The sequence below is a fragment of the Embleya hyalina genome (genome assembly GCF_003967355.1).
GTDB lineage: Bacteria > Actinomycetota > Actinomycetes > Streptomycetales > Streptomycetaceae > Embleya > Embleya hyalina.
Window position 1 is genome coordinate 1 of record NZ_BIFH01000019.1, and the last position, 20,479, is coordinate 20,479.

At 71.9% G+C, this 20,479-nt stretch carries 21 protein-coding genes; 9 read left to right on the forward strand and 12 right to left on the reverse strand.

Features of this window, described 5'->3' with window-relative positions:
* Both EMA17_RS53330 and EMA17_RS17265 read left to right on the forward strand, forming a co-directional pair.
* The coding region (locus EMA17_RS53330) for a hypothetical protein (protein WP_218042881.1) at nucleotides 1–231 on the forward strand (231 nt) is incomplete at its 5' end.
* 60 nt (nucleotides 232–291) lie between these two features.
* Entirely contained in the window at nucleotides 292–954 is a 663-nt protein-coding gene (locus EMA17_RS17265; RefSeq protein ID WP_246126730.1) for a response regulator, read from the forward strand.
* On the opposite strand, the gene EMA17_RS17270 is transcribed toward EMA17_RS17265, so the two are convergent.
* Complete coding sequence (locus EMA17_RS17270; protein WP_126637941.1) at nucleotides 845–1,582, reverse strand: CBS domain-containing protein; 738 nt, start codon at nucleotides 1,580–1,582, stop codon at nucleotides 845–847. The two genes, EMA17_RS17265 and EMA17_RS17270, sit on opposite strands and share 110 nt — an antisense overlap.
* On the reverse strand, nucleotides 1,579–1,830 hold the full coding sequence (locus EMA17_RS17275) for a hypothetical protein (protein ID WP_126637942.1): 252 nt from the start codon (nucleotides 1,828–1,830) through the stop codon (nucleotides 1,579–1,581). The genes EMA17_RS17270 and EMA17_RS17275 overlap by 4 nt, the downstream gene beginning before the upstream one ends.
* Before the next feature lie 270 nt (nucleotides 1,831–2,100).
* Between EMA17_RS17275 and EMA17_RS17280 the strand changes: the two genes are divergently transcribed.
* The 3 genes from EMA17_RS17280 (at nucleotide 2,101) to EMA17_RS17290 (ending at nucleotide 5,283) form a co-directional block, all read left to right on the forward strand.
* Nucleotides 2,101–2,754, forward strand: coding sequence for a hypothetical protein (locus EMA17_RS17280; protein ID WP_126637943.1), 654 nt, complete (start codon nucleotides 2,101–2,103; stop codon nucleotides 2,752–2,754).
* Between the two features lie 274 nt (nucleotides 2,755–3,028).
* Nucleotides 3,029–4,141 carry an acetate/propionate family kinase gene (locus EMA17_RS17285; protein ID WP_126637944.1) on the forward strand — a complete coding sequence of 371 codons (1,113 nt, stop codon included), beginning with the start codon at nucleotides 3,029–3,031 and terminating at the stop codon, nucleotides 4,139–4,141.
* A gap of 233 nt (nucleotides 4,142–4,374) precedes the next feature.
* Nucleotides 4,375–5,283 carry a universal stress protein gene (locus tag EMA17_RS17290; protein ID WP_160161435.1) on the forward strand — a complete coding sequence of 303 codons (909 nt, stop codon included), beginning with the start codon at nucleotides 4,375–4,377 and terminating at the stop codon, nucleotides 5,281–5,283.
* A 79-nt stretch (nucleotides 5,284–5,362) separates the two neighbouring features.
* Here the strand turns inward: EMA17_RS17290 and EMA17_RS17295 are convergent, their stop codons facing one another.
* Genes EMA17_RS17295 through EMA17_RS17315 form a run of 5 tightly spaced genes read right to left on the reverse strand, consistent with a single transcriptional unit; the run spans nucleotide 5,363 to nucleotide 9,953 of the window.
* Entirely contained in the window at nucleotides 5,363–6,742 is a 1,380-nt protein-coding gene (locus tag EMA17_RS17295) for a Ni/Fe hydrogenase subunit alpha (protein ID WP_126637946.1), read from the reverse strand.
* Entirely contained in the window at nucleotides 6,739–7,545 is an 807-nt protein-coding gene (locus EMA17_RS17300) for an NADH-quinone oxidoreductase subunit B family protein (RefSeq protein WP_126637947.1), read from the reverse strand. The genes EMA17_RS17295 and EMA17_RS17300 overlap by 4 nt, the downstream gene beginning before the upstream one ends.
* Before the next feature lies 1 nt (nucleotide 7,546).
* Complete coding sequence (locus EMA17_RS17305) at nucleotides 7,547–8,344, reverse strand: FAD/NAD(P)-binding protein (protein ID WP_126637948.1); 798 nt, start codon at nucleotides 8,342–8,344, stop codon at nucleotides 7,547–7,549.
* Complete coding sequence (locus tag EMA17_RS17310; RefSeq protein ID WP_126637949.1) at nucleotides 8,341–8,799, reverse strand: cyclic nucleotide-binding domain-containing protein; 459 nt, start codon at nucleotides 8,797–8,799, stop codon at nucleotides 8,341–8,343. Before EMA17_RS17310 ends, EMA17_RS17305 begins: the two co-directional genes overlap by 4 nt.
* A complete protein-coding gene (locus tag EMA17_RS17315) occupies nucleotides 8,796–9,953 on the reverse strand; it encodes a 4Fe-4S dicluster domain-containing protein (RefSeq protein ID WP_126637950.1) in 1,158 nt (385 codons plus the stop codon). The genes EMA17_RS17310 and EMA17_RS17315 overlap by 4 nt, the downstream gene beginning before the upstream one ends.
* A 174-nt stretch (nucleotides 9,954–10,127) precedes the next feature.
* Here EMA17_RS17315 and EMA17_RS17320 point away from each other — a divergent pair, with 174 nt between their 5' ends.
* Nucleotides 10,128–10,694 carry a hydrogenase maturation protease gene (locus EMA17_RS17320; protein WP_126637951.1) on the forward strand — a complete coding sequence of 189 codons (567 nt, stop codon included), beginning with the start codon at nucleotides 10,128–10,130 and terminating at the stop codon, nucleotides 10,692–10,694.
* A gap of 80 nt (nucleotides 10,695–10,774) precedes the next feature.
* Here EMA17_RS17320 and EMA17_RS17325 read toward each other — a convergent pair whose 3' ends face one another.
* From EMA17_RS17325 to EMA17_RS17335, 3 genes are all read right to left on the reverse strand, one after another.
* Entirely contained in the window at nucleotides 10,775–11,245 is a 471-nt protein-coding gene (locus EMA17_RS17325; RefSeq protein ID WP_126637952.1) for a Crp/Fnr family transcriptional regulator, read from the reverse strand.
* Nucleotides 11,246–11,255: 10 nt separating this feature from the next.
* Entirely contained in the window at nucleotides 11,256–11,957 is a 702-nt protein-coding gene (locus EMA17_RS17330) for a CBS domain-containing protein (RefSeq protein ID WP_126637953.1), read from the reverse strand.
* Between the two features lie 277 nt (nucleotides 11,958–12,234).
* Nucleotides 12,235–12,747 (reverse strand): universal stress protein, encoded by a 513-nt coding sequence (locus tag EMA17_RS17335; protein WP_126637954.1) that lies wholly within the window; start codon nucleotides 12,745–12,747, stop codon nucleotides 12,235–12,237.
* 392 nt (nucleotides 12,748–13,139) lie between these two features.
* Here EMA17_RS17335 and EMA17_RS17340 point away from each other — a divergent pair, with 392 nt between their 5' ends.
* The 3 genes from EMA17_RS17340 to EMA17_RS17345 all read left to right on the forward strand — a co-directional run bounded on the left by EMA17_RS17340 (nucleotide 13,140) and on the right by EMA17_RS17345 (nucleotide 17,271).
* The gene (locus tag EMA17_RS17340) at nucleotides 13,140–14,024 is read left to right on the forward strand and encodes a universal stress protein (protein WP_126637955.1); all 885 of its coding nucleotides are present in this window, start codon (nucleotides 13,140–13,142) and stop codon (nucleotides 14,022–14,024) included.
* A 38-nt stretch (nucleotides 14,025–14,062) separates the two neighbouring features.
* A complete protein-coding gene (locus tag EMA17_RS51805; RefSeq protein WP_160161436.1) occupies nucleotides 14,063–14,635 on the forward strand; it encodes an Rv1733c family protein in 573 nt (190 codons plus the stop codon).
* A gap of 161 nt (nucleotides 14,636–14,796) precedes the next feature.
* Nucleotides 14,797–17,271, forward strand: coding sequence for a glycoside hydrolase family 65 protein (locus EMA17_RS17345; protein ID WP_246126731.1), 2,475 nt, complete (start codon nucleotides 14,797–14,799; stop codon nucleotides 17,269–17,271).
* An 11-nt stretch (nucleotides 17,272–17,282) separates the two neighbouring features.
* On the opposite strand, the gene EMA17_RS17350 is transcribed toward EMA17_RS17345, so the two are convergent.
* Entirely contained in the window at nucleotides 17,283–17,597 is a 315-nt protein-coding gene (locus EMA17_RS17350) for an SHOCT domain-containing protein (RefSeq protein ID WP_246126732.1), read from the reverse strand.
* A 218-nt stretch (nucleotides 17,598–17,815) separates the two neighbouring features.
* Complete coding sequence (locus EMA17_RS17355; protein WP_126637956.1) at nucleotides 17,816–20,182, reverse strand: phosphoketolase family protein; 2,367 nt, start codon at nucleotides 20,180–20,182, stop codon at nucleotides 17,816–17,818.
* Between the last annotated feature and the right edge of the window lie 297 nt (nucleotides 20,183–20,479).

The following is a 20,479-nucleotide window of genomic DNA, read 5'->3' on the forward strand; positions in this document are numbered from 1 at the left end:
GCTCCCGAGGTATCGAAGATCGTCGAAACGCTTCTCGCGCCCATCGTGTCAAACCATGCCCCTCACGTCTTGTCTTCGCCGGACCGGACCCCCGGATCCCGCCTCGTGTACGCCCGCGAACCGGCGCCCGTGATCACCACCCGGCCCCACCACGTCGGCGCGGCGCTCGGGATTCTCACCGACCGTGACCCGCCGACCGTTCTCCTGCGACCGCACCGCCCGATACGGTGACGGACACGGACGCCTACGAGGTCCGACAATGGAGTTGTGTGCGACCTTCGGAGGAGGCCCGTGTCGACATCGCCCATCCGTGTGTTCCTGCTGGACGACCACGAGGTGGTTCGCAGGGGCTTGGCCGACCTTCTCGGCGGTGAACCCGACATCGAGGTGATCGGCGAGTCGGGTTCGGCCGCCGAGGCGGCCCGGCGCATCCCGGCGCTGCGTCCCGATGTCGCCATTCTCGACGGGCGGCTGCCGGACGGCAGCGGCATCGACGTGTGCCGCGAGGTGCGTTCGCGTTTCCCCGAGATCAACGCGTTGATCCTGACCTCGTACGACGACGAGGACGCGCTGTTCGCGGCGATCATGGCCGGCGCGGCGGGCTACGTGCTCAAACAGATCCGCGGCCGGGACCTGATCGCCGCCGTCCGCACGGTCGCCGCCGGACAGTCGCTGCTCGACCCGGCGGTGACCACGCGCGTCCTCGAACGGGTGCGACAGGGACCGGCCGCGGAGCCGGGGCCGACCGGTCTCAGCGAGCGGGAACAACAGGTCCTGGAGCACATCGCCCAGGGTCAGACCAATCGAGAGATCGCCGAGAGCCTGGGCCTGGCGGAGAAGACCGTCAAGAACTACGTTTCGGCGGTTCTGAACAAACTCGGCCTCGAACGCCGGGTCCAGGCGGCGGTGTACATGACCGAGTTGCACCAGGGCAACGAGCGGCATCGGACCTGAGTCCGTGGGTGACCTTCTCGACGCCGTCCACGGCGGCGGAGAGCCGCACCACCACGTCGACGAGGGTGGGGTGGTCGACCTCGCCCGTGAGATGTACGACGGCGTCGCGCACCTCGACCCCGATCGTTCCGGGCTCCAGGCACAGCGCCTCGCCGAGGACCTCACGCTCGATCTCGGCGCGGATCTCCGCGTCCGATCGCACGAGGGCGCCCAGCAGGTCGCAACGACTGACGATGCCCACCAGTCGCCCGGAACGGTCCACCACAGGTAGGCGCTTGACGTGGTGGCGGTCCATCAGTCGAGCCGCCCACAGGGTGCTCGACGTCGTCGTCACGGTGATCACCGGAGCCGTCATCAGCCCCCGGGCGGTCAGCGCCTCTTCGGGTGGCGCTGCCACGTCTTCCCGACCCGAGTCCCGCCGTGTCCGCGACATCCCGGTGCCGGCGACGCGCACGTGCAGCAGGTCCGCCTCCGAGACGATGCCGAGCAGCCGATGGGCGTCGTCCACCACCGGAAGCGCACTCACCTGCCAGGTCTCCAGCACCCCCGCGATGTCACGGAAGCGCGCGCCCGAGCCGACGGTGACGACGTCACGCGTCATCACGTCCCCGATCGTGCCGTGTGTCATGTCGTACCTCCCGTCGTGGGCGTTCGCGGAACGAGCTCGGCGGCGATGCCGTCGGCCCACGCCTCGATCTCGGTCCGGTTCCGGAAGTCGCCGTACCGCCCCCCGACCGGACGGAGGAACAGCCGACCCCGGAAGGCACGCGGGCCGACCCGCGCGTGCAGACCGCGCCCGCGCAGGCGCTCTGCGATGCGGTGGGCGATTGCCCGCGTACCGCCGTGCGCGCTCGCGTACGCGATGAGGACGTTCACCGTGTGTCACCTCCCGGGTGGACACCCTCAGCATGCGCGTGTCGGCGAAGGCGTGACAGGGCCGCGTTGCCCGGCGTCCGGGGCCGTTCGGCCCGGGTGTGTCCCGCGTCCCGATGCGCCACCAGTCCGCGCCACCCGGAGTGGGCCGGCGCGCGGCGGCTCGAACGAACGGGCGTACGGGCTCGGACGAGTCATCTCCGGAGCGACGTTCGGCCCTTCTGCGGGCCTGTCGTCGGCGGGCAGGGTGGGACGCGACCCAGGGGAGGGATCATGCGTCGACGGGGGCTGAAGATCGTGATGACCGAGTCGCACACGGGCGGCTGCGAACCGGTCGCGGGCGAGCTGACCGCGGCCGGGCACAGCGTGCTGCGCTGCCACGGGGGATCGGCGGTCGATTCCGAGGCACCGTGTGTGGCCTGGACGGCGGGGGGTGCGTGCCCACTGCTCGCACCGGACGTCGACGTCGTCGTGGACGTGCGCACCGGGGCCGGGCGGCAGACGGCACGCGAGCAGGGCGCGATGTGCGCGCTCGTGGCCGGTGTGCCGCTGGTGGTCTGTGGACCCGTCGACACCCTCGGCGCGGCCGGGACGCTGTCGCGCGCGGACGTGGTGTGCGGGCCGGCGGACGTCGAGGCCGCGTGCCATCGCGCGTTCTCCCCCGTCGGCCCCACCGCGCACCGGGTGGTGGCGCGTGCGGTGTCCCGCGCGCTCGCCGGGGTGACCGCGCCCGCCGACGTGCACGTCGACCTGACCGCGCGCGAGAGCGTCGTCGTCGCCGACATCACGGTCGCCGCGTCCCCGACGGCCACCGGCTTCCGTCGGGTACGAGGTGCCGTCCGGACGGCCCTCGCCCCCTTCACCCCGACCTGGCCGTATGTCCCGGTGACGCTGTATCACCGCACACCCGGAATCCGGCACGAGTGATCCCGCCGAACACTTCGCAAGCCTCCTCGGGCCCGGCCGTCTTCCGTGCGAGCGGGTCCAACGGCCCTGCCGGAATCCGCGCCGGGGCGGAACCGTCGACAAGTGTCCGGAGGTTTGGACCCGGGTCCGTTCGAGGGAGGTCACCGGTCGCGGGTCGCGTCCCGGAACGGGTGACGCCCGAACCCGTGCGCGTCTCGGTCGCCGAGAGTGCGCGGCGGATGCGATCCCCGTGTCCGCGCATCGAATCCAGATCCATCGTGAGGGAGTACACGTGATGAGCCCGGATCGGGTCCTTGTCGTCAACGCGGGGTCGTCGACGGTGAAAATGTCGGTACTGGAGCCGAACGACACGGTCGTGTGCGCGTCGACCATCGAGTGCCCCGACGAGATTCCGGACGGGGCGGTTTCCGGATTCCTGCGCGAAGCCGGCCCCGTCGACGCGGTCGGTCACCGGGTGGTGCACGGTGGGGCGGAGTTCACCGGCGCGACCCGGCTCGATCCGTCGGTGTTCGCGCGGATCGCCGGCCTCGCGCCGTTGGCGCCGTTGCATCAGGGGCGGGCGCTCGCGGGGATCGACGCGGTTCGCCGGGCGCTGCCGGGCGTGCCGGCGGTCGCCTGCTTCGACACCGCGTTCCACCGCACGCTGCCGGCGGAGGCGAGTACGTACGCCCTGCCGGAGGACTGGCGCACGAAATGGGGGCTGCGCCGGTACGGCTTCCACGGTCTGTCGCACGCGTACGCCGCCCGGCGTGCCTGCGAACTGGCGGGCGTGGACCCGGCGTCGGCGCGGGTGGTGAGCTGCCATCTGGGCGCGGGGGCGTCGCTGGCCGCCGTACGCGGAGGTGAGTCGGTCGACACGACCATGGGGTTCACCCCGGCCGAAGGGTTGGTCATGGCGACCCGGGCGGGCGATGTCGACCCCGGCCTGATCCTGTGGCTCCAGCGCCGGGGGGTCACCGTCGACGACCTCGAACAGGCGCTGGAACACGGCGGGGGCATGGCGGCGCTCGCCGGGCACGGCGGGGACATGCGGGCCATCCGCGCCGCGGCCGAGGCCGGCGATCGGCGCGCCGAAATCGCCCGCCGGATCTACGCCTACCGCCTCCGCGCGAAGATCGCCGCCATGGCCGCCGCGATGGGCGGTCCGGACGTGCTCGCCTTCACCGGGGGAGTCGGCGAACACGACGACGCCATCCGGGCCGACGCCGTCGGCGAACTCGCCTTCCTGGGCGTGCGCCTCGACCCGCGCGCCAACGCCGAAGCACACGGCGACGCCGACGTGGGCGCCCCCGACGCCCCCGTCCGCACGCTCGTCGTCACCGCTCGCGAGGACGTCGAGATCGCCCGACAGACGCGTTCACTGGTCACCTCCGAGAACGGCCAGTGACGTCCCCCGGCAACGCGGCATCGACACTCCAGGACCTGCGTCGGCGACTCGCGCCTGTCGCGGCCTCGACGCGCGTCGGGACGTCCCGGCAGCACCTGGCACCGATGGTCCCGTCCACGGTGCCGCCGGGACGGTCGGTCCGGTGCTCAGGGCCGTCCGGCCCTGTCCGGGGTCCGCCGCGAGCGGGACGGTGGGCGCGAGGCGCCACCCGCTCGTGCGAATGGAGATGTGACATGGACCGGATACCGCTCGTCGTCGCGGCGACCGACGGCTCGCCCGAGGCGACCGCTGCCGTGATCGAGGCCGCCGACGAAGCCGCCCGTCGGGGCGCGGAGTTGGAGATCGTGTTCGCCTGGGAGGGGTCGGTGCACGAGCGGTACGCGGGGTACCGCGAGGTGCTGAGCGACCACGTCGAACGGATCCGCCGGGAGGCCGCCGACGTCGCGCGCTCACGGCAGCCGGGGATCGGGACGCGTTCCCTGGTCGTGCACGACGCCCCCGTCGCCGGATTACTGGAGGTGGCCAAGCGGGCCGACCTGCTGGTCGTGGGCAGTCGTGGGCGAGGTGCGGTCGCCGGGATCCTGCTCGGGTCGGTGAGCCTGGCCCTGGCCGCCCGGGTGCCCTGCCCCGTCCTGGTGGTCCGCAGCCGCGTACACCCCGGGCGTGCGGTGGCCGTCGGCGTCGCCGGCGAGGAAAGTCGACGCGCGCTGGAACGGGCCTTCGCCGAGGCCCGGGCGCGCGACGTGGGCGTGATCGCGGTGCACGCCTGGGACTACCCCGAGATCCCGAGAGCGTTGTGGGAGGCGCGCGGAGCCGAGTCGCCCTACCACCGGGCCGAGGAGTTCGCGCGCCGAGTACTCGCCACGGTGGTTTCGCCGCTGCGGGAGGCAAACCCGCGGATGCCGGTCGAGGAGCGCGTCGTGCGGTCCGGCGCCGCCGCCGCGTTGCTCTCGGCAACGCGGGACGCGGGCCTGATCGTCGTCGGGCGGCATGCTTCGCCGCACCACTTCGGGCCCCGCCTGGGACACGCGACGACCGCGCTGCTTCACCACGCCCACGCACCGCTCCTGGTCGTGCCGTCGGATCCACCCGACGGCCTTGGCTCGTGGGCGGCCGGAACGAGCCGACCGGAAGTCGGCTGATCGGGACGCCGGGAGACGAAGACCCCCGGGTACGTGTATCCGGGAACCGAGCCGCAGTGGTCTTCCGGGCACCGTGCCGTCAGCGTGCGGGGCCGGCTCGGTCCACGGTCAGGTCGAGAAAGTGGGCGGAGCAGGAGATGCACGGGTCGTGATTGCGGATCACGCGTTCGCACAGGGCGGTCAGCGCGGCGTCGGTCGGGTCGCCGGCGTCCAGCCGGTCCTGGACCTGACGGCGCAGGTCCTCTTCGATCGCCCCCTGGTTCTGTGCGGTGGGCGGGACCAGCACGGCGTCGGTGACGGTCCCTCGCGCGTCGAGGGTGTAGCGATGGTAGAGCAGGCCGCGTGGTGCCTCGGTGGCGCCGTGACCGGTGCCGGGGCGCGGTGGCACGGGGACGGCGGGACGCAAGGGGGGTTCGTAGGACGCGATCAGACGCAGCGCCTCGTCGACCGCGTAGAGGACCTCGACGGCGCGGACGATGATGCTGCGGAACGGGTTGCGGCAGACCGCGGCCTGTCGGGGATCGGCCAGCCCGGCGTCCAGGGCGGCCTGGAGCGCGAGCGGGGAGAGCCAGCGCCCGCTGATGGCGTACCGGGCGAGTGAACCGGTCAGGTGGCGGCGGCCGTCCAATCGGGAGTGCAGCGCCGTGGAATGCGGCACTTGGTGTTCGACGACGTGATCGCCGAACGTGGGAAGGGCGAACGTGCGGGTGGGCGGTGCCCGGTTGCCGTCCGGGCGCGGCCCGGCGGTGCGCGGGGCCGGCATGACCGTGGGCGTGCCGGACTCGATGGCGTAGGTTCCGGGTTCCGACAGGGCGAGGAGGTCGTGGTCGCATTCGGCGTCGGGGAACTCGAAGCCGGCCACCCAGCGCACCGTCTGTGCGGCGTCATCGCGTGCCCGAAGCAAAGTCTCCGCGAGGGGGCGTAGTTCGGCGACGGTCGGGACGCGGTGGAAGCCGCCGAGGCGGACGTTGACGGGGTGGATCGCCCGGCCGCCCAGCAGTTCGAGGATCGTGTTGCCGGCCTGCTTGAGCCGCAGGCCGCGTTCGACGTCGCTGCGGTGGGTGCGGGCCAGGTCGATGGCGCTGTCCCGGCCGAGGAAGTCGGGGGCGTGGAGCAGGTGGATGTGCAGGGTCTGGCTTTCGATCCACTCGCCGCAGTAGAGCAGCCGTCGCAGGGCGGCGAGTTGTCCGTCCACCACGACGCCGCAGGCGTCCTCGACCGCACGGCAGGCGCTCAACTGATAGGCGACCGGGCAGATCCCGCAGATCCGTGAGGTGATGTCGGGCGGCTCGGTGTAGGAGCGTCCGCGCAGGAGGGCCTCGAAGAAGCGCGGGGGTTCGTAGATCGCCAGCCGGGCGTGGGTGACCCGGTCACCGATCAGGTTCAGGCGCAGTGCGCTCTCGCCCTCCACCCGGGACAGCGAGCCGACATGCAGCACACGCGAGCCGCGATGAGTCACCGGAGTTCCTCCTCGTCGCGGGAGGCCGCGTCGAATTCCTCGGCGGCGGTGTTGAAGGTGCGCAACACACGCACCACGTCGAGAGTGTCCATGCCGTCGCGGCGAAGCAGCGGGACGAACGCGGGGAGGTTCGTGGAGTCGGAGGGACCGAAGCAGCCGTAGCAGCCGCGCCCCATCGTGGGGCAGAGCGCGCCGCATCCGGCGTGGGTGACCGGGCCGAGACAGGGGGTTCCGTGGGCCACCGTCACGCAGGTGGTGCCGCGCTGCTTGCACTCGAAGCAGACGCTGTGTCGCGGTACACCGGGTGTGCGCCCGGCCAGGTGGGCGGTGATGACCTCCAGCAACTGGCCGCGATCGATGGGGCAGCCGCGCAGCTCGAAGTCGACGGGGACATGGGCGGCGATGGGGGTGGAGGTGGCCAGGGCGGCGACGTAGTCCGGCCGGGCGTAGACGACGGCCTGGAACTCGGCGACATCGGCGTAGTTGCGCAGCGCCTGCACACCGCCGGCCGTCGCGCAGGCGCCGATGGTCACCAGGCGTCGCGAGACGGCCCGCACGTGCCGGATCCGTTCGACGTCCCGGGGCGTGGTGACGGATCCCTCGACCAGGGACAGGTCGTAGGGGCCGGGCGCGGTGGCACTGGACGCTTCGAGGAAGTGTGAGATGTCGACCTTTTCGGCGATGCCGAGGAGTTCGTCCTCGCAGTCCAGCAGGGTGAGCTGGCAGCCGTCGCAGGAGGCGAACTTCCATACGGCGAGTGTCGGACGCCGGGGGGCGCCGCCGGGCGTCTCGTCGGTGGGCACGCTACAACTCCCGGACCATCAGCAGAGGTTCGGCGCGGGTCCAGCCGACGACGGGGCCGTCGCGGCAGAGCAGCAGGGGGCCGAGCTGGCAGTGGCCGCAGTGTCCGGTGCCGCAGTGCATCGTGCGCTCCAGGGAGACCCGGATCCGGTCCGGGTCGACGCCGCGGTGCACCAGGTCGGCGGCGGTGGCCCGGATCATCGGCTCGGGACCGCAGATGAACGCCGCGGTTCGCGGCGGCTCGAAGTCGGCCCGGTCGATCAACGTCGTCACCAGGCCGACCTCTCCGGTCCACGCGGGGCCGGCTCGATCGACGGTGACGCGGACCCCGGCCGCCGCCTGCCAGGGCTCGCCGCAATAGAGGAGGTCGTCGGGCGTCCGTCCGCCGATCAGCACGTTCAGGCGCCGGTAACGCTCGGGTGTGGCGAGTGCGGCCAGTACGAGGGGCCGCAGCGGTGCCAAGCCGATGCCCCCGGCCACCACCACCAGGTCGCGGCCTTCGGCCTCGGAGAGTTCCCAACCGGTGCCGAAGGGGCCGCGCACCCCGACGGTTCGGCCGATTCGCACGTCGTGCAGCGCGCCGGACACGGCTCCGACGGTGCGCACGGTGTGTGCCAGGCGGGGACCGTCGATGTCGCAGACCGACAGCGGGATGTCGCCGACGCCGAAGGCGTACACCATGGCGAACTGCCCCGGAGCGAAAGGCGGCAGGGCCGCGTCGGCGGGTTCCAGGACGATCGTGGCGGTGTCGGGAGTGTCGACCCGGTGTGCCACCACGCGGTAGGGGACGGGGACGGTCATGGTGTGCCGCCGCCGGGGAACCCGTACAGGTCGAGCAGGCGGGTGCGCGTCGCCTTCAGGCGGCGTGCGATCACCTCGGCGACGCAGCGTGTCACCGCGAGTCCGAAGGCCGGGTCCTCCGCACAGGCGAGGCGGACCGGCTCCGCGTCGAACTCGTAGGCGGTGACGGCGGCGTGGCACCGCGCGCCCAGATGCCACCGGTAGGGTTCGAACATCCAGGACCACCCCAGCAGGTCGCCTTCCCCCAGCGTCTCCACCACGGCGGCGCGGCGGCCCGGGACATGGATGTCCAGCGCGACCAGGCCCGAGCGGATGAGCCAGAAACGATCGGCGGCGCCGGCCTCCTCGAAGACGCGGGTCTCGGCGGGAAAGCATGCCTCGCGGGCGAAGGTGAGCAGTCGATCGCGGTGGCCGGGGGCGAGGGCACCGAGGAAGCCGTGCCGGACCACACTCATCCCGCCTCCTGCGCCGTGCTCCGCCCGCGTTCCCGGTTCAGCGCGTGGGCTTCTTCGGTGATGTCGATGCCGACCGGGCACCACACGATGCAACGACCGCATCCGACGCAGCCGGAACTGCCGAATTGGTCGTACCAGGTGCCGAGTTTGTGGGTGGCCCACTGCCGGTATCGGCTGCGGGGGGAGTCGCGGACCGGGCCGGTCGGCACATGGGTGAAGTCCCGATCGAAGCAGGACTCCCAGTGTCGCCACCGCTCGGCGTGGTCACCGGTGAGGTCGGTGACGTCCTCGACGGTGGTGCAGAAGCAGGTCGGGCACACCATCGTGCAGTTGCCGCAGGTCAGACAACGCGACGTCACGTCGTTCCAGCGTTCGGCGTCCAAGGTCTCGCGCATCAGTGTGCGCAGATCGACGAGCGGCATCGTCCGACCCATCCTGTCGGCCGCCTCGGCGACCCGGTCCCGGGCGGCGGACCGGGTGGCGGAGTCGGCGGCGCGGCTCGGCAGTTCGGCGAGGACGGCCGCTCCTTCCCCGCTCCCGGCGCGGACGAGGAAGCGGTGGCCGTCACCGTCGAGCACCTCGGTCAGTGCGAGGTCGTAGCCCGGTCCCACGGCCGGCCCGGTCTCCATCGACACACAGAAGCACGTGGCGCCCGGCTCGGTGCACTCCACGGCCACCAGGAACGCGCCGTCCCGACGGCGGCGGTACGCCGAGTCGCCGTACCGCCCGCCCGTCAGCACGCGGTCCTGTACGGCGATGGCTCGCAGGTCGCAGGGGCGCACCCCGAGAAACGCGTAGGCCGGCACCGGGGTGTCGTCCGCGGTCACCACGATCGTGCCGTCGGCGTCGCGATCGGCGCTCCACTCCCGTACCCGCGGCGGATGCAGGAACGTCTTCCACGACTGCGGGCCCGCGCTGTGCGCGAACGCGGCGCCGTCGTCGCGCGCGACCAGTCGATAGCGTCCGGCCTCCAGTTCCACTCCCCAGCCATAGGGCAGTTCCGCGCCGCCGGAGATCTCCGCGAGGATGATGGCACCGTCGCGGACGGTGGGCCCGACGACCGTGCGCCCTCGCGCGGCGAGGATGGTGATCAGGGCGTCCATGCCGTCCTTGTCGATCACCGCGTCGGCGCTGTCCCGCTCGCACCCCGTCATTCGCCGACCTCCACATGCCGATGCCGATCTCCACCCGAGTATGGTCACGATCCGTGGTCGAACCGTGCTCGACGGTCGTCGCCCCTGCGCCGGATGGTGCAATCGTTCCCTCGTACGGAGTCCGTCGGGGCGCGGTGCGGCCGTCGGGCGACCCGAACGGGGACAGGAAGCGGCATGAGAGCGGGCGGGCGGGTCGTCGTGGTCGGTGTCGGCAACGAATACCGGCGCGACGACGGTGTCGGGTGGGCGGTGGTGGCCCGTCTGGCCGAGCGGGTCACCCGGTCGGCGTGTCGGGCCGATGTCGTGCTGCGGACGTGCGACGGCGACCCTGCCCGGTTGATCACGTTGTGGGACGCTGCCGACTTCGCCGTCGTGGTGGACGCGGCGCACGCCCACCCGGGACACCCCGGCCGGGTACACCGCCTGGAACTCGACGCGAGGCAACTGCCCCGGGGCGGCGGCAGCACGAGTTCGCACGGCCTCGGCCTCGGAGAGGCCGTCGAACTCGCGCGCGTACTGGACCGCCTGCCCGGGCGGCTGGTCGTCTACGCCGTGGAGGGCGCCGACCACAGCCTGGGCAGCGGAATGTCGGGGCCCGTGGCGGCGGCGGTGGAGCCGGTCACCCGACGGATCGCGCAAGAGATCGCCTTCGCATGCCGACCGGTGCCCGATCCCGTCGACAGGGCCCTTCACGGTGGGCGTCGGGACGGTTGTACCCGATGCGGGCCTTCTCGTCGGTGAGTCGCGCGCGGGAGCGCGCGATCCGACGGGACGCCGTCGGATCGGGCTCGGGGCGGCGAACGCGTCGAGACCGCGCCGTCTCAGCGCTCCGCGAGGTCGTCGTTCGCCGCATGGTGTGGTCCGTACAGGTCCAGTAGTCGCAGTCGACTCGCCTGGAGGCGGTCGGCGATCACCTGCGCGCACACGAGGTTGATCGCTCGGCCGAAGTCCGGATCGCGTTCGCATTCGGCCCGCACCGCGCCCGCGTCGAACTCCACGGCCCGGACGGGGCCGACGGCCCGGCCGCCCAGGTGCCATCGGTAGGGAGGGAACAGCCAGCTCCAGCCGACGAGTTCGCCCGGTCCCAGCGTCTCCACGGTCGCCGGGTGCCCGCCGGGGACGTGCACGTCCAGGCAGACGGAGCCACCCTCGACGAGCCAGAAGCTGCGGGCCGGTCGGTCCTCCTCGAACAGGCGCGTGCCGGGCTCGAACGTGACGGGCCGGCCGAAGGCCAGGAGCCGATCCAGGTGTTGTTTGGGGATGAGGCCGATGCGACCGGAGACGTGGAACACGGTGTCCTCCTCAACGGCCGGGCGAGCGGCGACCGAAGTGCGCCGGGCCGGGCGTGATGTGGCTGTCGTCGAAGTCGAAGGTCAGGGTGTGGTTCACGCTCTCGACGCCGTCGACGGCACGACACAGCCGCACCACGATGTCGATGAGACTGCGGTTGTCGACCGCCCCGGACAGACACACCACGGCGTCGCGCACGTCCACCACGATCGTGCCGGGCTCCAGCCACAGGGCGCCGCGCAACACGTCGTGCTCGATCTCGGACCGGATGTCCGCGTCCGGGCGCAGGAACGTGCGCAGCAGGTCGCAGCGGCTGACGATGCCGATCAGGCGACCGTCGGTGTCGACCACGGGGAGGCGCTTGACGCGACGGCGGTCCATCAGGCGCGCGCCGCGCAGTGTGCTGGAGACCGGGTCCACACTCACCACGGGGGTCGTCATCAGGTCGCGTGCGGTGTGACCGTCACCCGTGGTGTGCCGGTTCGTCAGTCGGCGCAGGCCCGTCGGGAAGTGGGCGTCCTCGGCCTGCTCCACCTGGGCGCGCAGCAGGTCCGCCTCCGAAACGATGCCCAGGATCCGCCGCTCGGCGTCGACGACCGGCAGGGCGCTGATCCGCCGGGCATCCAACGCGGCGACGATGTCCCGGAACTCGGCGTCGGGGCCGACGGTGGCGACGTCACGGGTCATGACGTCCTCGATCCTGCGATGCAACATGCGAACCCCCTGGTCGATACGGCGCGTCGCCGAGGTGTGGTGGTGACGTCCTCGGCCGGACACCACGAGCCTGTCGCCGTTGCGAGTGCCGGGACAGGGCCGCTTTGCCCGGTGGGCCGGGTCGTTCGGCCCGGTCCGGCCCGCGCCACGGTGTCGGTGTGCCGTACGACCCGAGCGGGCGCGGCGACGGCCACGCCGCGAGCGTTCGGCAGGCGCGGCTCCGCCACGGCGCACCGCCCCGTCCGGCCGGGCTCGGGCAATCGGGTGATGCGTGGAATCAGGCGTCCGGTGCGGGGACGAACACCACCGGTGTGGCGCTGTGGCGCAGGCAGTACAACCCGGTGGGCCCGGGAATCGTGGGGCATTCGATGCCGCTGGTACCCAGCACCAGCAAGCGGGCGTCCCGCGCACGGGCGACCAGGACCTCGCCCGCCGCGCCGTGCAGCGGGGTGGCCACGATCCGCTCCGGCGGGATCGGCACCCGCACCAGGTTGGCCAGCGCGTGCTCCAGGCGCTCGCGGGCCACGGACAGCCGCGCGTCCGGCCGGTCCAGGGTCGGGCGTTCGGGGTCGGCGTCGGTCCACGCCGCGACCACGTCCAGGACCACGCCGAGTTCGGCGGCCTCGCGTGCGGCCCAGCGCAGGGCGACGGCGGATCCGTACGAACCGTCCAAGCCCACCACGATCCGGCCTTCCGGGCGGTTCTTCGCGCCCTCTTCGGTGGGCACGACGCTTCGTCGAGGCGCCACGCCCGTCGTTTCCCGGTCGAACCGGGTGCCGAGCGATTCCATGTCGAACTCCTTCGGGTGGTCTTGGTGGTCGTGGGTGGCGAGGCGGTGCCGAACGACGGGGCTTGTCGAGCCGATCAGCCGTGGCGCGACGGCGGAAGCGCGGGGAGGTCGTGGAAACCGGTGCGCCGCCGCTCGTCCTCATCGCGCTCGCCTCCTGTGGCTCCGGGGGCCGCGCCCGCGCGGTTCGCCCTGTCTCCACCATCGGGCCCGCGCAACCCCCGGGCACAGGGCCGGTGGGGATGGTCGACCGGGCCGAAAGTCCCGGTCCGGCGGTACCGGGCAGCCCTGTGTCCTTCGGTCGAGCGGGCGCACGCTGAGGACGAGGGGTCGATCGTAGGTCGCGAACCCGACTTCGTCGCCCGGGACGTCGTTCGTCGACGATTGGACAAGTCATGAGCACCGGAACCCATCTCCCCGACCTCGGGGTCCTGGTCGGCTACGACGGCTCGCCCGGTGGCAAACGCGCGCTCGTGTGGGGTGCCCGCGCCGCCGCCGACGCCAAGACGCCGCTCCACCTGACGATGGCCATCCCGGAAGCCGCTCTCGGCGGCCACGCCCGCGCGGACGAGGTCCGCAGGGGCGCCCTGGCCCTCCTGGAAGAGGCGGCGGTCCGGAGCCGGGCGGCACATCCGCACCTGACCGTCGAGACTTCGCTGTTCGAGGGATCGGCCGCGGACACGATCCTGGAGGCAAGTCGGCGGGCGGAGCTGATCGTGCTCGGCACTCGGGGCCACGGCGGTTTCGCCGGGTTGCTGCTCGGGTCGGTGTCGCTGCGGGTGTGCGCGCACACGACCTGTCCCGTGGTGGTCGTGCCCGAGGCAGCCGACGAGGTGGAGACGCCGAGCATCGTCGTGGGCGTCGCCGATCACAGCGACGCGCCGGCGATCGAGTTCGCCGTGGAACGGGCTCGGCTCATCGGCGGCAGGGTTGTTCCCGTCCACGTGTGGACGCTGACCATGGCCGGCTACTTCCCGGGCGTGGTGGCGCCGCCGCTCGGGGACCCCTTGGAGACGGCGGCGACCCACGACCACCTGTTGACCGAGATTCTGGAGCCGATCCGAGCTCGCACGCCGGACGTCACGATCGAGGCGATGGTCACGACCGGCGCGCCCGCCTACGCTCTGATCAGTGTCTCCGCGCACGCGGACCTGCTGGTGGTCGCCGCCCACCGAGCACACGGCCCCTTCCCGATGCGCCTCGGCCCCACCACCCACGCGGTACTCCATCACGCGACCTGTCCGGTGGCCCTGGTGCCGATACCCGCCACCGCGTCATGAACGGCTCCGGGCCGCGAGCACACCGAACGCTCGCCCGCATGCGACGCCGGATCCGCGCCCTGCTCGGCCGTGAGCCGCTGTACCGGCGATGTGACGTCGTCCATCTGCGGTCGACGCTCGCGCTGACGCTCCTGGCCCTGATTCTGGTCCCGTTGGTCGTTTTGGCGGCCGTCCATGCCCAGGCCCGCTCCGGCGAGGCGACCCGGAATCGCCAACTGGCGCACAAGCACCAGGTTTCCGCCGTACTGCTGGTCAAGCCACCCACGGTGGCCGAGCCCGGCGCCGAGACGGTGTCGGCCGGCGTGCGATGGGTCGCGGCCGACGGCACCGCCCACACCGACGACGCGCCGGTGCCGCTCGGCGGGGAGGCGGGCGACACGACTCGAATCTGGCTCGACGTCGAGGGCCGGCCCACGACGCCCCCACCGACCCACAGCGCGATCGTCGACAACGCGATCACCACCGGCATGCTCGTGCTCGCCGCGTCGCTCCTGGTCACCGCAGGGGTCTTCGCCTTGGAGCGACTGCTGATCTCCCGCCGGCGGGACCACGGTTGGGAGCGTGAGTGGGCGGCGGTCGAGCCGGGTTGGACCGGTCGCATCGAGCACTGAGGGCACGAGGGGCCGACGATCGGAGCACGCACGGGAAGCGAACGCGACACCATACCGGCGGCCGGAAGCCGTGACACGGTGTAACGCCGTGCTGATCGTCGGGTTCACCGCCCGTGGCACGCGAGCGCGCGACCCGGTGGAGGGCGCGCGTACCCTGAAAGATGTTCGGCACCTACGTGCCGGTGCGCGCCGAGGTGGTGGTCGATCCGATGAGCGGACCCCGACGTCCACCGGCGCAGGACCCCTGGATCCTCGCCTTCCACGGCTTCGACACCCGGGACGAGGGCCGCCGGGAGGCGTTGTGCGCGCTCGGCAACGGTTACCTGGTGACCCGAGGGGCGGCCCCGGAGTCGGGGGCCGACGGGATCCACTACCCGGGCACCTACCTCGCCGGTGCCTACGATCGTGTCGCTTCGACGATCGACGGCCGGCGGGTGGAGAACGAGGATCTGATCAACTGCCCCAACTGGCTGCCGCTCACGTTCCGAGCCGGTGGCGCGGTCGCGTGGTTCGGCGAGGACCCCACGACGCGGATCGTGTCCCAGCGCCTGGAACTCGACCTGCGTCGGGGGGTACTGACGCGGGACGCCCTGGTCGTCGACGCGGCCGACCGGCGCACGCGGCTGCGTCAACGGCGGCTCGTGAGTCTCGCCGAACCGCACGTCGCGGCCCTGGAAACGGTGCTGACCCCGGAGAACTGGTCCGGCCCCCTGCACATCCGCGCCGCACTGGACGGAACCGTCGCCAATACCGGAGTCGCCCGCTACCGGAGCCTGGTCGGTCGCCACCTGACCCCGGCCGGTCAAGGGGCCGGGAAGGAGGCCCTGTGGCTGCGGGTACAAGCCGTCGGGTCCCCGCTGCAGATCGCCGTGGCCGCGCGCGGTCGCCTCCACCGCGACGGTGGGACGATCGAGGCCGAGCCCGAATTCGAGTCACCTCCCGGCAGACCGGCGCAGGTCTTCACGAGCGAAGCCGTCGCGGGCCGGTCGGTGACCGTCGAGAAGACGGTGGCCGTGTACACCTCCAGGGACCCGGCCCTCGGCGATCCACGGACCGCGGCTCTGCGGACCCTCTCGCGAACGGGTTCCTTCGACACCCTGCTGCACGACCACGCCATCCGCTGGGAACAGCTGTGGCGCCGATTCCGCACCGATACGGAGTTCACCGACCGTGCCGGCGAGGACAACACCCTTCACCTGCACCTGTTTCACACCGCACAGACCTACTCCGAACACACCGTCGACCTCGACGTCGGCATGCCGGCCCGGGGCTGGCACGGCGAGGGATATCGCGGACACGTCTTCTGGGACGAGTTGTTCGTGCTGCGAACGCTCAACCTGCGTACGCCGCGGATCAGCCGCGCCGTGCTGCGATACCGGTACCGGCGCCTGGACGCCGCCAGACGCGCCGCCGCGGACATCGGCCTGCGCGGGGCCATGTACCCGTGGCAAAGTGCCGCCGACGGTACCGAGCAGGCCCCGAGCACCCACCTCAACCCGATGTCCGGACGGTGGCTCCCCGACCGCACACACCTGCAACGCCACGTCGGCCTGGCCGTCGCCTACAACACCTGGCAGTACTACCAGGCCACCGGCGACCTCGACTTCCTCGACACGACCGGCGCGGAAATGCTGCTGGAGATCGCCCGTTTCTGGGCCGACATCGCCCGATACGACCCCGCCCTGGAGCGCTATCGGATCCGCGGCGTGATGGGTCCGGACGAGTATCACGACGCCTACCCGTGGGCCGACCACCCCGGCATCGACGACAACACCTACACGAACGTGCTCGCGTCGTGGGTGCTCTCCCGCGCGCTCGACGCGCTCGACGCGCTCCCGGGATACCGACGCGACGAGTTGACCGAACGACTCGACCTGACCCACGACGAACTCGACCGATGGCACACCGTCGCCCGTCGACTCCACGTCCCCTTCCACGACGGCGTGCCCAGTCAGTTCGCCGGATACGAGCGCCTCGCCGAACTGGACTGGCGGCACTACCGCCGGCTGTACCCGGACAATCGACGCCTCGATCGCATCCTCGAGGCCGAGGGCGACAGCGTGAACCGCTACAAGGCATCCAAACAGGCCGACGTTCTGATGCTCCACTACCTTTTCCCGGCCCGGGAGATCCGCCTGCTGCTGCGACGCCTCGGCTACCCGGCCGGACACGAGATGACACAGCGTACGGTCGACTACTACCGGGCACGAACCGTGCACGGATCGACGCTCAGTTCGGTGGTGCACGCCTGGGTGCTGGCCCGCACCGACCGCCGGCGATCATGGCGGTTCTTCCGCGACGCACTCGGCGGTGACGTCCACGACGTGCAGGGAGGAACCACCGCCGAAGGCATCCACCTCGGAGCCATGGCCGGGACGGTGGACCTGGTGCAACGCTGCTACACCGGGCTGGACACGCGCGGTGACGTGCTTTGGCTCGACCCCTGCCTCCCCGCCCGCCTGCGTCGGTTGGAGGTCGAGCTGTGCTATCGAGGGCACTGGGGCGTGGTGGTCGAGGTCGGCCGACGGCACGTGACCGTGAGCCTGCGCCCGGGCCAGAGCGGCTCGGTCCCGATCGGGATCCGCGGTTCGGTGGTCGACATCCCGGCCGGCGGCAGCCGCACCTTCACCCTCTGACGTACACGCGTTTACGTGGGACCTGTGCCCTTGCGTGGTGTGTGCGCCCCGGCAGTCAGTACCGCCAAGCGCTCCCGGTACTCCTCGGTGTCGATCTCGCCGCGGGCGTAGCGCCGGGCCAGTACCTCGGTCGCCGACGAACCGGCCGGCTCCGAGGGGCCGCGACCGTGCGAGGCGCCTCGGGCCAGGAACCATACCGCCGCGACGATCACCGCGATCAGGACCAGCATCAGCACCGACCCCCATATCCAGTTCCAGCCGTCGTCCTCGTACATGTGCCCCACGTGCCGGGCGGGCGCCACTGCCAGGGCCGAAGCCAACTCCATTGCCCTCACCTTCCTCGGACGCCGAATCGACTTCCACTTTCATGGTGCGTCGGAGACGCGACCCGCGCCGGAGCCCTACGACCCACCCGATGGGGCCGTTCGACCCTCTCGGGGGGCGGCACGGGACTGTGGGGACGAGTGAGCGCGTACGGGCCCGCGAAGTGGGCCGCGGTGCGGCCCGGTTCGGGCGTCGCGTTCCTTCGCGGGCCCGATTCGCGTCAGTGCGGATCGCGGGCGTCGCTCGACCAGGTCCAGTCGCGTACCTCCGGCATGTCCTCGCCGTGTTCGAGGATCCAGGCGCGGTGTCGGGTGCGGGCGTCGACCATGGCCTGGCGTACCGTCGCGGCGCGGGCGCCCAGGCCGGGGACGCGGTCGATGACGTCGATCACCCGCTGGTAGCGGTCCGTGTCGTTGAGGACGACCATGTCGAACGGGGTCGTCGTGGTGCCGTACTCCTTGTAGCCGCGCACGTGCAGGTGGGCGTGGTTGTGCCGGCGGTAGGCGAGGCGGTGGATCAGCCACGGGTAGCCGTGGTACGCGAACACGACCGGGACGTCGGTGCCGAACAGGGCGTCGTACTCCGTGTCGGGCATGCCGTGCGGATGCTCCGTCTCGGGGAGCAGCCGCATCAGGTCGACCACGTTGACCACGCGCACGCGCAGGTCCGGCAGATGACGGCGGATCAGGTCGACGGCGGCGAGGGTTTCCAGCGTGGGTACGTCGCCGGCGCAGGCCAGCACGACATCGGGGTCGCCGTCGTCGTTGGAGGCCCACTCCCAGATCCCGGCGCCGCGTGTGCAGTGCAGGACGGCCTCGTCCATGGTCAGCCAGTCGGGGGTCGGGGTCTTGCCGGCGACGATGACGTTGACCAGGCCGCGGCTGCGCAGGGCGTGATCGCCCACCGACAGAAGGGTGTTGGTGTCCGGGGGCAGGTAGACGCGGACGACTTCGGGGCGTTTGTTGATGACGTTGTCGACGAAGCCGGGGTCCTGGTGGGAGAAGCCGTTCTGGTCCTGGCGCCAGACGTGGGAGGTGAGCAGGTAGTTGAGCGAGGCGATGGGCGGGCGCCAGTCGATCTCGCGACTGGCGTGCAGCCACTTGGCGTGTTGGTTGAACATCGAGGAGACGATGTGCGTGAACGCCTCGTAGCAGGAGAACACGCCGTGTCGGCCGGTGAGCAGATAGCCCTCCAACATGCCCTGGCAGGTGTGTTCGGACAGGATCTCCACCACGCGCCCGTCGGGGGCCAGGTGGGTGTCGAGGTCGGTGACCGGCTCCTGCCACGCCTTGGCGGTGGCGCGGTAGACGGCGCCGAGCCGGTTGGACTCGGTCTCGTCGGGGCCGAACAGCCGGAAGTCGCGGCGGGTCGCGGTGCGGGCGAACACCTCGCGCAGGAACTCGCCCAGCGCGCGGGTGGGTTCGGAGGAGGACGCGCCGGGTTCGGTGACCTTGACCGCGAAGTCGTGCGGGTCCGGCAGCGGCAACTCCCGCAGCAGTGTGCCGCCGTTGGCCTCGGGGACCGCGCCGAGGCGGGTGTCGCCGGCGGGGACGTTGGCGAGCACGATCGGGGTGGGGTGCCCGTCGGCGTCGAAGAGCTCGTCGGGGCGATAGGACCGCATCCACGCGTCGAGCAGGGCCAGGTGCTCCGGGTTTTCGCGGACGCCCGCCAGCGGGACCTGGTGGGAGCGCCAGGTGCCCTCGACGGGGGTGTCGTCGACGGTGTGCGGGCCGGTCCAGCCCTTGGGGGTGCGCAGTACGAGCATCGGCCATCGGGGGCGGGTGTGCGCGGTTGCCTTGAGGTGCGCGATCTCGTCGAGGGCTTCCTCCAGCGCGGCGGCGAACTCGGCGTGTACGCGGGCGGGTTCGTCGCCCTCGACGTGGATGGGGCGCCAGCCGTATCCGGTGAGCAGCGCGTCGAGTTCGGCGCGCGGCATGCGGGCGAGCAGGGTGGGGTTGGCGATCTTCCAGCCGTTGAGGTGCAGGATCGGCAGGACCGCGCCGTCGGTGCGGGGGCTGAGGAACTTGTTCCCGTGCCAGGAGGCGGCCAGCGGTCCGGTCTCGGCCTCGCCGTCGCCGATCACGCACGCGACGACCAGGTCGGGGTTGTCGAAGGCGGCGCCGAACGCGTGCGAGAGGCTGTATCCGAGCTCGCCGCCCTCGTGGATGGAGCCGGGTACGCCGGGGGCGATGTGGCTGGGCACACCGCCGGGCTGGGAGAACTGTCGGAACAGGGTGGCCATACCGGCCGCGTCCCGGGGGACGTTCGGGTGGCGTTCGCTGTACGTACCGTCCAGCCACGACGCGGCGAGCGCCGAAGGGCCGCCGTGGCCGGGGCCGGTGACGTGGAGCGCGTGCGTGCCGCGTTCGCGGACGACCCGGTTCAGGTGTGCGTAGATCAGGTTCAGACCGGGGGAGGTGCCCCAGTGGCCGAGCAGCCGCGGCTTGATGTGCCCGGGCCGCAACGGCTCGGCGAGCAGCGGGTTCTCGCGCAGGTAGATCTGCCCCACGGCGAGATAATTCGCCGCCCGCCACCAGGCGTCGACCATCGTCAGGTCGGGTGCCTCGGGAGTCGTCGCCGTCGTCATCGCTCGTCCTCTCGTCCGTCGCCGTGATTGCGCTCATGCCCACGCTCGTGCCTTCCACATGTCGGGTGAAGGGCCGAACGGCCCTACGGGACGGGCCACACGGGTCGATGCCGCCCACCATGGGGCGACACCGCGGTCGGACGTCGGTCGTGTGCCGAGGAATCCGTATCGGGTGGGGTGGGCACGACGACCGGCGGGCAGCGGGCGTGCGGGTGCCGGTGGTCGGCTTCCCGGCGAACAGCGCCGCGCGCACCACGGGTTCGGCAGCCCGGGTCGAGGGTGGGGAAGGGTTCACGC